Below are 12,758 nucleotides of genomic sequence, written 5' to 3'. Positions count from 1 at the left end.
CCGGCACACCTATAGTTGAAGTTGTGAAATTCATTCGCTGTGTATAACAAGACCGAGGTTCCTGAATGCCGCTCGCCACGTTGATTCGTCGTTCCAGTCTGCCTTGCCCGGACGTCGGCCCCGAGCAGGCATTGCTGTTGCTGGAGCACCATTACGGACTAAGCGGCACGCTGAAAGAACTGGGCAGCCAACAGGATCGTAACTTTCTGCTCGATACCGGTGAGCGGTGGTTTGTGCTGAAGATATGTCATGGGGATTATTCTGCGCAGGAGCTGGACGCACAACACGCAGCGTTGTGGCACCTGGCTGATAACGTTCATGTCAGGGTTCCTGGAGTGAGACTGACTGATTCGGGTCAACAACTGTTGTCTTTGGAGATTGGCGGCCAGGCTGTTCACCTCCGCCTGCTGGAATTCATCGACGGCCAGGCTTTAAGTCATCTCAAGCATCTTCCGCTTGATGTTGTGACGGGCCTTGGCGAGCTGTGCGCACACGTTGATCGTTCCCTTGCCAGCCTCGAACATCCTGGGCTGGAGCGTGTGCTGCAGTGGGATCCGCGCTACGCTCAGGCCGTGATCAGGCATCTGCTGCCAGTCATTGGTAACGAAGAAGAACGTACTTGTCTTGAGCAAGCAACCGAACAAGCGCAGCGACGGCTTATCCCGCTTATCTCAAAACTGCCAGTGCAACCGGTGCACCTGGATATCACCGAATACAACGTGGTCTGGACGCGAAATGCTCACGTGCATTGGCAATTGCAGGGCCTGATCGATTTCGGCGATCTGGTCAGTACCTGGCGGGTGGCAGATTTATCCGTAACGTGTGCTGCGTTGCTGCATCACTCCAACGGCGATCCGCTGTACATACTGCCGGCCATTCGCGCCTATCACGCGATCAATCCGCTGCAACATGAAGAGCTTCAGGCGTTATGGCCGTTGATTGTCGCCCGCTCTGCAGTGTTGGTGCTCAGCAGCGCGCAGCAGGCCGAAGTCGAGCCGGATAATGCCTACATCCAGGCGAACATCGACAGCGAATGGGCAATTTTTGATGTGGCGACGTCAGTGCCGCTGGCCTTGATGGAGGCGGCGATTCTTGCGGCCGTGAATGTTCGCGATCCATTGATTCCTATTGTGGATTATCGGCCACTGTTGCCGAGCCTGAGCGGGCGAGAGTTTCGGTTGGTGGATCTGGGTGTGCTCAGCGAACACTTTGCCGCAGGTAACTGGACGCATAACGGCATCGACGAACTGTTACTCAAACAAGCGGCGCAGGCCACAGGGCAGTCGGCAAGCCTGTTTGGAGAGTATCGGTTGTCGCGCACGGTGATCGACAGCGCCAAAGAGCCAGAAACGTTCGCCTTGCATGTCGAGCTGCACCTGACGACAGCCGCGGCGCTTCATGCGCCGTTCGACGGTACGCTCAGGCTGACCGCCGACGCGGCTTTGTTGTTGGTGGGCGATCAAATAAGTCTGAAAATCTGGGGTGCAGCGCTGGAATTGACGCCGGGGGCCAGCGTTCTAGCCGGTGAGGTGATCGGCCACGGTAGCGGCTCACTGTTGCTGCAGCTGTGTTCCGCTCCAGACCTGAGTCCGCCATTGTTCTCCACGCCTTCCTGGGCAGATGCATGGCAGGTGTTGTGTCCTTCACCCGCTGCGCTGTTGGGGTTTGGTTGTGACGCACCCTCACTGCCGGATTCTGCTGAACTGCTGGCGCGTCGCGATGCCAGTTTCGCTCGCTCGCAAAAGCATTATTACCAGGCTCCGCCGCAGATCGAGCGGGGCTGGCGCAACCACCTGATCGACATGCAGGGTCGCTCTTATCTTGACATGCTCAACAACGTTGCCGTGCTGGGGCACGGTCATCCGCGCATGACCATTGAGGCAGGGCGGCAGTGGTCGCTGCTCAACACCAACTCGCGGTTTCATTACGCGGCGGTTGCCGAGTTCTCCGAACGTCTGCTCAAGCTGGCGCCGGAAGGCATGAATCGTGTGTTTCTGGTCAACAGCGGCACCGAGGCCAACGATCTGGCAATACGTCTTGCCTGGGCTTATAGCGGCGGGCGCGACATGCTCAGCGTGCTGGAGGCTTATCACGGCTGGTCGGTAGCAACCGATGCAATCTCGACGTCGATTGCCGACAACCCTCAGGCCCTCAGCACCCGTCCGGACTGGGTACATCCCGTGACGGCGCCGAACACTTATCGGGGCGAGTTTCGGGGTACAGACAGCGCGCCGCAGTATGTGCGCAGTGTCGAGCATGTCCTGCAGCAACTGGCGGCCCAACAACGCCAGGTCGCGGGCTTTATCTGTGAGCCTGTATACGGCAATGCGGGCGGGATTTCTCTACCGCAGGGTTACTTGCAGCAGGTTTACCAGAAGGTCAGGGAGCAGGGCGGTGTGTGCATCGCTGACGAAGTGCAAGTTGGCTATGGCCGCCTGGGTCATTATTTCTGGGGCTTCGAAGAGCAGGGCGTGGTGCCGGACATCATTACCATGGCCAAAGGCATGGGTAACGGTCATCCCCTGGGGGCCGTGATTACCCGTCGCGAAATTGCCGAAGCGTTGGAGGCTGAGGGGTATTTCTTCTCCTCGGCGGGCGGTAGTCCTGTCAGTTGCCGGATCGGCATGGCGGTGCTGGACGTCATGGAGGAAGAAAAACTCTGGGATAACGCTGAGACAGTGGGCGGGCATTTCAAGGCCCGGCTGCAAGCCTTGATCGACATTCATCTGCTAGTCGGTGCCGTTCATGGCATGGGCTTTTATCTGGGCGTTGAATTGGTGCGTGATCGCCAGAGCCTGGAGCCCGCGACCGAAGAAACAACTTACCTGTGCGACCGGCTGCGGGATCTGGGCATTTTCATGCAGCCAACCGGCGACTATTTGAACATCCTGAAAATCAAACCACCGATGTGCACAACCCGGCAGAGCGTGGATTTTTTTGTGGATAGTGTGTCGAAGGTGTTGTACGAACTGCAGCACGTCTAAACCTGTGTGCGAATTCATTCGCGAAAGCGGTGTGTCAGACTCGGATATTTTTCAGGGCCGCCGCCCTCGCGAATGAATTCGCTCCCACCGTAATCTCATTTCAATTCAGCAATTGCGATAGGCTGTAATCAGATTTTTATCGACTAAATTTGTCATTGTTACTCTTTGGTATTATTTATTTGCTACCTGTACCGATTTTTATCGTCTATAAAGTCGCGCAAACATCGAATGCTCGATTCAATCTTTCGACGCCTCACTGGAGTCCTGATCACCCATGACCACTCTCAACAGCACGCCACGCGCCGACGGTTTCCATATGCCCGCTGAATGGGCTCCTCAGACCCAGACCTGGATGGTCTGGCCTGAGCGTCCGGATAACTGGCGTCTGGGTGGCAAGCCGGTTCAGACTGCTCACGTTGCTGTTGCCAAGGCCATCGCGCGCTTCGAGCCAGTGACCGTTGCGGTTTCGGCTGCTCAGTACGACAACGCGCGTGCACGCCTGGATGTGCCGAATATCCGTGTCGTGGAAATCAGTAACGATGACGCCTGGGTACGTGATACCGGCCCGACCTTCGTGATCAACAATCAGGGCGAAGTACGTGGCGTGGACTGGGACTTCAATGCCTGGGGCGGTTTCGACGGTGGTCTGTACGCTCCGTGGAATCTCGACTCGCAGCTGGCGAGCAAGGTGCTGGAAATCGAGCGATGCCCACGCTATGTGACCCCAGGTTTCGTTCTGGAGGGCGGTTCGATTCATGTCGATGGCGAAGGCACGCTGATCACCACCGAGGAATGCCTGCTCAACCGCAATCGTAACCCGCATCTCTCTCGCGAAGAGATCGAAGCGATCCTCAGCGCCAACCTGGCTGTGGATAAAGTGATCTGGCTTCCTGATGGGCTGTTCAACGACGAAACCGACGGGCATGTCGATAACTTCTGCTGCTACGTACGACCGGGCGAAGTGTTGCTGGCCTGGACCGATGATCCCAAAGACCCCAACTACTCACGTTGTCACGCGGCGTTGGGTATTTTGGAAAACACCCGGGATGCCAAGGGCAGGGCATTCGTCGTTCACAAGATGCCAATCCCGGGTCCTTTGTTCGCCACCGAAGAAGAATGCGCGGGTGTCGATCAGGTGCATGGCAGCCAGGAACGCAACCCATCGGTGCGCCTGGCGGGTTCTTATGTGAACTTCTTGATTGTGAATGGCGGGATTATCGCCCCCAGCTTTGACGATCCGATGGACGGAAAAGCCCTGGAAATACTGCAACAGCTGTTTCCGGAGCACGAAGTGGTCATGGTTCCGGGGCGTGAATTACTGTTGGGTGGCGGCAATATCCACTGCCTGACCCAGCAACAGCCAGCGCCTCAGCGGGCCTGAATTATGAAGCGCGGTTACATTCGCGTTACATAGTTGGCTTCGTTCTTGCTGTGATCAAGCCCATCCAGGTGATGGGCTTTTTTGTGGGGTTACGTTTCTGACGTCTTGCCTTCTGGATGGGGCGACGGCCGGTTTTGAAACGTTCTCCACTTAGCCTTTCTGTCACAAAGGGTCAGTACATTGAGCCCCTCACGACTTAAGAGGTTGTCCTATGAACGCAGGTCTAGAGCATCGCGCTCGTAATTTGTCTGCTAGTAGCGAAGCGCGCCAGATGATGGCTGACTGGTTAAGGACGACCAGTATGCGCAAACCTCAACGCCCAGATGTGAGGCAGATGCTTCTGCAGCGTTACCCCGCGGGGCTCTTCAATGAAGCCGAGCTTGAAGCGCTTTTGAGCGTACTCAAGGATGAAAGCCCCTCCAAAAGCGATCCTGCGGGACAGTTATAAGCATAGAAAGTTTCGCAAATTGACAGTTTTATGACCGGCGGATACGATTTGCGTCCTCCGCCTGTGGCCATTGCGCCATGTACGTGCATCAGTAGTCCACTGCGATGATTTCGTGCGGGCTTCACGAATATGACATTCGGAAGCCGCAGACACCCCTTGGGTTGTCGCCACAGTGCGCGATCAAATCAGCAGAAAAAAGGACAACTGGAAATGCTTAACAAACGGATTAGTTTGGTTGCACTGGGTCTGATCAGTGCTGGCCAGGTCATGGCTGACAGCCAGGCAGACTCCAAAGGCTTCGTTGAAGACAGCCACCTGAATCTTGCACTGCGCAACGCTTACATCAATCGCGATTACAAAAAGCGTGAGCCAAACTCTGATCGTGCAGAGTGGGGCCAGGCTTTCACCGGCGCATTCGCCTCCGGTTTCACCCAAGGCACCGTTGGCGTGGGCGTTGATGCATTCGCGCTCTACGGCATTCGTCTGGACGGCGGCAAAGGCCGCAGTGGCGCTCCCGGTATCGACTTCTTCAAGCAAGGCGACAGCGGCGCAGCTGCTGATGACCTCGCTCGTGCGGGTGCCGCAGTCAAGGCGCGTATCTCTAATACCGTTATCAAGTACGGCGATCAAATGCCAGCGCTCCCAGTGCTGAGCTATGACAACGGTCGTCTGTTGCCAGAAAGCTTCACGGGTACATTGATCACTTCCAAAGAGATCGAGGGTCTGGAAGTCAACGTGGGTCGCTTCACTCAGGAAGCCCGCAAGTCTGCCGAAGGGCGTGACAGTGGTGGCCTGAAAAGCATCAACGTTTACGGCGCCAGCTACAAGTTCACCGATGAGTTCACTGCCGCGTTCTACGCCTCCGACAACGAGGACGTATTCAAGAAGCAGTACGTGAACCTGAACTACGTGTTTGCGTTGGCACCTGACCAGTCGTTGACGTTCGACTTCAACGGCTACAAAACCAAGATGGACAAGGATTTCTCGGCGTCCACTCTGGCGGGCGACCGTGACAACAAGATCTGGAGCCTCGCGGCGACCTGGGCTGTGGGCATTCACTCTTTCACCCTGGCTCACCAGCGCAGCACCGGCGAGACCGGCTACAACTACAGCGGCTACCAAAATGACGAAGGCTACGGTGATGGCGGTAACACCATCTATCTGGCCAACTCGTACTGGTCTGACTTCAACGGTAAAGACGAGCGCTCGTGGCAAGCAGCCTACGGCATTGACCTGTCCGGTCTGGTTGCTCCAGGTCTGAGCTACAAAGCGGCCTATGTGCGCGGTACCAACATTGACGACGGCAGCGGCCGTGGCAATGGCACAGAACGCGAAATCTTCAGCCAGTTGACCTACGTGGTACAGAGCGGCCCGGCTAAAGACTTGTCCCTGCGTCTGCGCAACTCGTTCCTGCGTGTTTCGGACAACGCCAGCCAATACAACTTCAACGGCAACGAAACCCGTATCTTCGTTGACTACCCGATCAACGTTTTCTGATACCGCGCAATCTGGTTGTAAACGCATGACCGGTGGGAGCGAATTCATTCGCGAAGAAGCCAGTACATTCAGCGCAAATTGCGTCTGCAGTGATACAGCTTTTGCGAATGAATTCGCTCCCACAAGTTATTGGGCTTCAGGTCCGGCTACTATGTGTTTCACCTCAGCCTGACTCGGTCACTCCCATGGCCCTCGCCGCACCTCCCGACCTTTCTGATACCGCCGTGCCTGTGCAACCTCTGGCGCGTACCTATCCGCGTGGGCGTTTTATCGAGCCTCATGAGCATGTATGGGGTCAGGTGCTGTACGCCATCTCCGGGGTGATGTGGGTGGAAACGCCGCTGGAAGCGTTGGTCGTACCGCCACAACGTGCAGTGTGGCTACCGCCGGGCGTGATACATGGCATTCGCGTCGTTACCGATCTGGAGATGCGCAACATCTACCTGCGCCCGGCCATCGCCGATACGCTGGAAAAAACCGTGCAGGTCTTTGAAGTTGGCCGTCTGTTACGCGAGCTGATTCTGGGGTTGGTCGCGCAGGCCGATGATCAAGAGTCGGACTATTACGACGCGCTGGTAAGCCTGGCGCTTCTGGAGTTGCAACGCGCAAAACGTTCGATTCTGAAAATCCCCATGCCGGACGACTCGGACCGGCGCTTGCTGAGTCTCTGTCAGGCTGTGATGAGTGAGCCGTCACTGGACATACCGTTCGAGCAACATGCTGAAAATGCCGGAGCCAGTGTAAGAACCCTGGCGCGCCTGTTTCAGGGCTCATTAGGGATGGGCTTCGCTGAGTGGCGTCGTCAGGTGCAACTGGCGACCTCGGTGGCTGAGATCATTCAGGGCGTACCGGTCAGCACCATCGCGCGATCCTTGGGCTATTCGCCCAGCAGTTTCAGCGACATGTTCAAGCGCGAGTTGGGTGTGGCGCCTTCGCAGTATTCCGCATAGCGTTCCTGGCAAGGGAATATTCGTAGGACCGGCTTTAGCCGGGAGGGCATTATTTCCATAGATGAATACACAGTGGATGTACTGGCCCCCTCCCGGCTAAAGCCGGTCCTACGGATCTACGTTTGTAGGGAAGGCGTTGTGCCAACGACACCAAGTCACCCTGACCGATATTCAGAAGTCCTTGGCCGATAGCTTTTTTCGCCCATCCCTAAACTGCGTGCATGAGCAATTTATGCACGGGGTTCACCATGAGCTACCTCATCTCCATCGTCATTGGAATCGCCGTAGGCCTGCTTTACGGCGCCCTTGATTTCCGCTCGCCCGCACCGCCCGCTGTCGCACTCGTTGGCCTGACCGGCATGTTGCTGGGCGAAAAGCTGTGGCCGATGGGCAGGCAACTGGTTGCCACCTGGCTTTCCTGATCATTCATTTCCTACTCAATGGAGGCTTCCATGAAAGCCCTGCAGTTCTCCCGAACCGGCGACCTCGCCGCTCTGCAATATGTCGACCTGCCCACACCTGTGCCCGCACAGAATGAAGTGCTGATTGAGATCAAAGCCGCAGGCCTGAACCCCAGTGATGTGAAGAACGTCCTTGGGCGTTTTCCCTACACCACCTTGCCGCGGGTACCTGGCCGGGACTTTTCGGGCGTGGTCATTGAAGGCCCTGACGACCTGTTGGGACGGGAAGTGTGGGGCACCGGTAAAGAACCAGGCTTCTTCCGCGACGGCTCTCACGCTCAGTTTTTGACCTTGCCCGCCAAGGGCGTTGCGCTCAAACCAAAGGCGCTGAACTTCAGTCAGGCCGCCAGCCTGGGCGTGCCTTACACCACTGCGTGGGATGCTTTGCAACGCAGCCTTGTCAATGCCGACACACGCTTGCTGGTCATCGGGGCCAATGGTGCAGTGGGCAGTGCGGCTTTGGCTCTGGGCAGGATTCTCGGCGCTCGTGTACTCGGGGCAGTTCGTCGTCCGGAACACATTGCCACGCTGCAAGAGCAAGGCTTCGACGGCATTGTGCTAGGCAAGCCTGAAGAGCTGGCGGCGCAGGTCAACGGGGTTTTCCAGAGCGGTGCCGATGTGATTTTCGACACCACGGGCTTCTGGCTTCCAGCTGCGGTGCCTGCTCTGGCAACCTTCGGCCGTATCGCAATCATCGCGGCACCTGTGGACGGCCATGTACAGCTGCCTTCATTGGCGCTGTACCGTAAAGGCGGCTCGGTGGTGGGGATCAACTCGCTGCTTTACGACTGCCAGGCCTGCGCGAAGATGCTCGACCAGTTCGGTCGATTCTTCGACGAAGGCAGCTTGCCGCTGCCGACAGGTTTGGTCGAGTCGCCATTGGGCGAAGCGCCGGCGCGGTACGAAGAGGTTAATGAGGGCGCGGGGGAGAAGGTGATTTTATTGCCTTAATTACAGATGCCGAGCGGATGTCCATAGCACCACTCGGTCACACAGTAAAAGCAGAACCCGTAGGACTGGCTTTAGCCGGGAGGGCATTATTTCTGATGAACGACATTCAGAAAGTGTACTTGTCCCCTCCCGGCTAAAGCCGGTCCTACGGATTGTTGTTTGCCGCGCTGCCTGCTGCCAACCTCTCAAACTAACGGTTAAACCGCTCAACGAGCGCACGTAACCCGCGAGAAGTATTTTCCAGTTCAGTTCCCCTAGCCACGGCCGCATTGGCGTTGCTAGCGGAAGTTTCGAACGTTGCTGCGACGTTATTGATCTGTCGGGAAATATCCTCTGCCACATGGGCCTGCTCTTCAGAAGCAGTCGCCATTTGATGGCCCATGCTGCTGATGCGCGCGATGGCCTCGCGAATGCCCTGCAAGGCATCTTGGGCTTCGATGACCTGAGAAACTCCATTATCGGCTTCGCTGATACCCACCTGAGCGATGCTTACCGCTTCATCTGCGCCTTTCTTCAACGACTCGATGACTGCCTGAATCTGTTGAGTCGACTCCCGCGTTTTGCCCGCCAGTGCGCGCACCTCATCCGCCACCACGGCAAAGCCGCGTCCTTGCTCCCCGGCTCTTGCTGCTTCGATCGCTGCGTTGAGTGCGAGGAGGTTGGTCTGATCGGCGATGGCCTGAATCACACTGGCGGCCGACATGATCTGCTGGGTTTCATTGGCCAGATTGTCCACGGCGTTGCTGATACTGGTGACCGTACCGGCCAGGCGCTGGATGGCTTCGCGGGAGCTACCGGCCACTTTGTTGCCCTGTTCGGCCAGTTCGTTGGCGGTGGTCGCTTCGGTCGCGGTTTGCTGTACATGTTTAGCGACTTCATTGATGGACGCCGCCATCTGCGTCATGGCCGCGGCGGTCAAGTCAGTTTCCGCGCGTTGCTCCAGCAAGGCATGCTCACTCTGCGTGGACAATTGTGATGAGTGCCCGGCGGCTTCCGAGACCTGGGCCGCCAGGTCGCTCAAGCGGGTCAGCGCAGTGCGCAGTCGAGCGTCCTCGCTGATCAGGATCATCTCGACTTGCGCGCTCTTGCCGTATGCGTCGCTATAGGCGAGCGCGCTTACCGGATCAGTGAAAGCACCCGGCGCGCTACGGATAATGCGCGCCAGCTGCCGCTCGAAGCGGAAGTACGCCCAGCCGCCAAGTGCCAGAAACAGCAACGCGTTGGCAACATGAGCCAGGGTATCTGGGAGCAACATGTTGACCGCCACACCCAGAGCGGCAGCAATGGCTGGCACAGCCGTAACGCTTAGAAATGCCATTACATGGCGAGAACCTGCGACGGCTTTTTTGCCGCCGCGTAACCGGGCGTAAAGTGTTTCGGCGCGGATGACCTGTTCTCGCGTGGGCTTGACACGTACTGACTCGTACCCGATCAAACGGCCGTCTTCGAGGATCGGCGTGACGTAGGCACTGACCCAGTAATAGTCGCCGTTTTTGCAACGGTTCTTGACGATGCCCATCCAGCTTTTACCTGCCTTCAGATAACTCCACATCAGTCCGAAGACCGCCGCAGGCATGTCCGGATGGCGCACCAGATTGTGCGGACTACCGATCAGTTCGGCTTGCGAATAGCCCGCGATATCCGCGAACTCTTCGTTGCAGTAGGTGATTTTACCTTTGGTATCGGTCGCTGAAATCAAGCGTTGTTCGGCTGGGAAAGTCTGTTCAGTCTGAGTGATATGTCTGGCCATCTTCAGCATCCATATGAAGTTACTTCGGGCACGGGTGAAATCCATTTTCAACGAATGGGTCTAGACCTGTCGGGAGTTATGTCTTCGAGGTTAAAGCTTTTAAACATAGCGGGTTACGGATTGCATTGGCGACGGCCTAAGTCTGGCTCCGAAAATCACCAAATACTTGAGGCCTTGCGCGGTGGCTGCGTGCTACCCCCCCAACGATGCAGGGAGTATAGATAGCGTCTCTCGCTTATCAAATGTCCTGCCGATGGCTCCTGGGCGCTGTTGATATAAACCTCCATAGTGCTTTCGGGTGTCAATCATCCTCATTGCGCGACGTACGGGCTTAGTGAGTTCTGACGCGCGCTCTTCTGCATTTTTAGTGATCCCCATCACAAAATTTTCCTCTCGGAGGAACTTTCTTCGAATGAGGGGTCTGTTTCAGCATTGATACATCTTGTTAAATTTGCCAGCATTTGATGGCACTTTGCTGCTAATTGCTGGCATCTGGCCGGTATCCAGGCTTCCACCTCGCGGTTGCTGTTTCTTCTTCCTGCTCAGGCACTTCAAACGCCCGAGACATATCGATGGAATGTTTATGTTTGCCTTCCCACGGACGTGGCTGCATTCGTGCGCCTTATTGTTTGCTATCGGTTCGCCTGTTTATGGCGCGACTGTGCCGACCCCGGGTGATCAGGACCTGATTCGTGATCGACAGAATCGGCTGATTGAAGAGCAGCAACGCCGACTCAAGGAACTCAAGGAACTGCCAGGCTCCAGCGCTGAGCAGCCTAAACCGGCCTCGCCCGAGGATGCGCGTTGCTTCCCGATCAAAACCATTGAGCTTCAGGGGGCCGAGCGCCTGAGTGGAGTGGATCGGGAACGGCTGCTCAAGCCGTACATGGATCGTTGCCTGGCCGTTGCTGATTTGAATGAGCTGCTCAAGGCAATTACCAACTACTACCTCGATCAAGGGCTAGTCACCAGTCGCGCTTATCTTCCACAGCAGGATCTGTCCAAAGGGCACCTGACTGTATTGGTCGTGGAAGGCAAACTTGAAAGCCTGAAAGGCGCTCCAGGCAGCACGGTATCCGAGCGCGAACTGGCGATGGCATTTCCGGGGGCCACCGGCGAGGTCCTGAGCCTGCGTGAAATCGAGCAGTTGGTGGACCAGCTCAATCGATTGCCGTCCAAACAGGCCCAGATGGAATTGGCGCCAGGGAACGAGGTGGGTGGCAGTGAGGTGCTGGTGCGCAACGTGCCACAGAAGCCTTGGCGCGCAAGCCTGTCGCGCAATAACGATGGGCAGAAAAGCACCGGCGAACAGCAGGTCAATGCCGGGCTTGAGTGGGACAGCCCGCTGGGCATCGCCGACCAGTTGATTCTGCGTGGCGGACACGATGTGGTCAGTGATCACAAGTCCACCTCCAAAAGCGCCATGCTCTATTACAACGTTCCGTATGGCTGGTGGAACTTCAGTTACAGCTATAGCCAGAGCGAATATCGCTCGCAGGGACAAGGTGTTGGTTTCAGCTTCAAGCAGAACGGTGACAGCCAGAACCATCAATTTCTCGCCGAGCGTCTGATCCATCGCGACGCCGTCAGCAAAACTTCGGTCAGTGCCGGGCTGGCGCACGTGCGCACCAACAACTACATCGAGGACAGCCGCCTCGAGGGCAGCAGCAACCGGATTACTGAAGCGCAGTTCGGTATCAACCATGGTCGGCGCATCGGTAACTCCTTCGTCAACCTTGATCTGGGCATGCAGCAAGGCATCGGCGCACTGGATGCGCAAAAGGATGCTCAGCGGCGCGACGAATTCGGCAATCTCACCGCCACCCCGCGCTATCGCAAATACACCGCCACCGCGAGTTATCTGCTGCCTTTCAACTGGCTGGGCGAGTCCTTCAGTTTCAGCAGCCTTGCCACGGGTCAGCGTAGCGAAGATGTGTTGTTCAGCTCACAACGCATCAGCGTCGGTGGCAGCTCTTCCGTGCGCGGCTACAAGGATCAATTCCTGTCCGGCTCCAGTGGCGGCTACTGGCGTAACGAGCTGCGCTGGACGCGGCCGGTGACGCTGGACTGGCTGCGTCCCGCTTTTAGTCAGTACGGCACCAGCGTCGGTTATGACCAGGGCGTGATCAGTAATGACCGATACAGCAGTGGTTTCAACGGACGCGTATCGAGTAATTCCCTGCAGCTGTTCGCCAGAGGCGAGCACGTCAACGCCAGCGTGACGTTTGCCCATTCGCTGGAGCGCCCGAGTGTGCTCACCGAGCGTGAAGCACCGATCTATTTCCAGGTCGACCTGTTTCTCTAATTAATCAAATTTGTTGCCGCGAGACTTCGAA

8 protein-coding genes are annotated in these 12,758 nt (G+C 56.9%); 7 read left to right on the top strand and 1 reads right to left on the bottom strand.

Annotated elements, in window-relative coordinates:
- Nucleotides 1-65 precede the first annotated feature (65 nt).
- From KDX30_RS07050 to KDX30_RS07020, 6 genes are all read left to right on the top strand, one after another.
- Complete coding sequence (locus KDX30_RS07050) at nt 66-2,984, top strand: aminotransferase (RefSeq protein ID WP_231675364.1); 2,919 nt, start codon at nt 66-68, stop codon at nt 2,982-2,984.
- Between the two features lie 274 nt (nt 2,985-3,258).
- Nucleotides 3,259-4,365 (top strand): agmatine deiminase, encoded by a 1,107-nt coding sequence (gene aguA / locus KDX30_RS07045; RefSeq protein WP_231675363.1) that lies wholly within the window; start codon nt 3,259-3,261, stop codon nt 4,363-4,365.
- 658 nt (nt 4,366-5,023) lie between these two features.
- A complete protein-coding gene (locus KDX30_RS07035) occupies nt 5,024-6,310 on the top strand; it encodes an OprD family porin (RefSeq protein WP_231675362.1) in 1,287 nt (428 codons plus the stop codon).
- Nucleotides 6,311-6,495: 185 nt separating this feature from the next.
- Nucleotides 6,496-7,260, top strand: a complete 765-nt coding sequence (locus KDX30_RS07030) for an AraC family transcriptional regulator (RefSeq protein ID WP_231675361.1) — start codon at nt 6,496-6,498, stop codon at nt 7,258-7,260.
- A 248-nt stretch (nt 7,261-7,508) separates the two neighbouring features.
- Entirely contained in the window at nt 7,509-7,682 is a 174-nt protein-coding gene (locus KDX30_RS07025; RefSeq protein WP_080238309.1) for a DUF1427 family protein, read from the top strand.
- 30 nt (nt 7,683-7,712) lie between these two features.
- Nucleotides 7,713-8,672, top strand: coding sequence for a quinone oxidoreductase family protein (locus KDX30_RS07020; RefSeq protein WP_231675360.1), 960 nt, complete (start codon nt 7,713-7,715; stop codon nt 8,670-8,672).
- A gap of 190 nt (nt 8,673-8,862) precedes the next feature.
- On the opposite strand, the gene KDX30_RS07015 is transcribed toward KDX30_RS07020, so the two are convergent.
- Nucleotides 8,863-10,422: a methyl-accepting chemotaxis protein gene (locus KDX30_RS07015; protein WP_406643771.1), complete on the bottom strand. Its 1,560-nt coding sequence runs from the start codon at nt 10,420-10,422 to the stop codon at nt 8,863-8,865.
- Nucleotides 10,423-11,005: 583 nt separating this feature from the next.
- Here KDX30_RS07015 and KDX30_RS07010 point away from each other — a divergent pair.
- Nucleotides 11,006-12,727, top strand: coding sequence for a ShlB/FhaC/HecB family hemolysin secretion/activation protein (locus KDX30_RS07010; protein ID WP_231675359.1), 1,722 nt, complete (start codon nt 11,006-11,008; stop codon nt 12,725-12,727).
- Nucleotides 12,728-12,758 lie beyond the last annotated feature (31 nt).

The organism is Pseudomonas quasicaspiana, from assembly GCF_021147825.1.
GTDB lineage: Bacteria > Pseudomonadota > Gammaproteobacteria > Pseudomonadales > Pseudomonadaceae > Aquipseudomonas > Aquipseudomonas quasicaspiana.
This window is presented reverse-complemented; position numbering and strand designations above follow the sequence as displayed.

What these genes read in the sequence shown, in the direction of transcription:
- KDX30_RS07015 (WP_406643771.1), bottom strand. Translation starts at nt 10,422, where the DNA reads ATGGCCAGACATATCACTCAGACTGAACAGACTTTCCCAGCCGAACAA.
- aguA (WP_231675363.1), top strand. Translation starts at nt 3,259, where the DNA reads ATGACCACTCTCAACAGCACGCCACGCGCCGACGGTTTCCATATGCCC.
- KDX30_RS07050 (WP_231675364.1), top strand. Translation starts at nt 66, where the DNA reads ATGCCGCTCGCCACGTTGATTCGTCGTTCCAGTCTGCCTTGCCCGGAC.
- KDX30_RS07030 (WP_231675361.1), top strand. Translation starts at nt 6,496, where the DNA reads ATGGCCCTCGCCGCACCTCCCGACCTTTCTGATACCGCCGTGCCTGTG.
- KDX30_RS07025 (WP_080238309.1), top strand. Translation starts at nt 7,509, where the DNA reads ATGAGCTACCTCATCTCCATCGTCATTGGAATCGCCGTAGGCCTGCTT.
- KDX30_RS07020 (WP_231675360.1), top strand. Translation starts at nt 7,713, where the DNA reads ATGAAAGCCCTGCAGTTCTCCCGAACCGGCGACCTCGCCGCTCTGCAA.
- KDX30_RS07035 (WP_231675362.1), top strand. Translation starts at nt 5,024, where the DNA reads ATGCTTAACAAACGGATTAGTTTGGTTGCACTGGGTCTGATCAGTGCT.
- KDX30_RS07010 (WP_231675359.1), top strand. Translation starts at nt 11,006, where the DNA reads ATGTTTGCCTTCCCACGGACGTGGCTGCATTCGTGCGCCTTATTGTTT.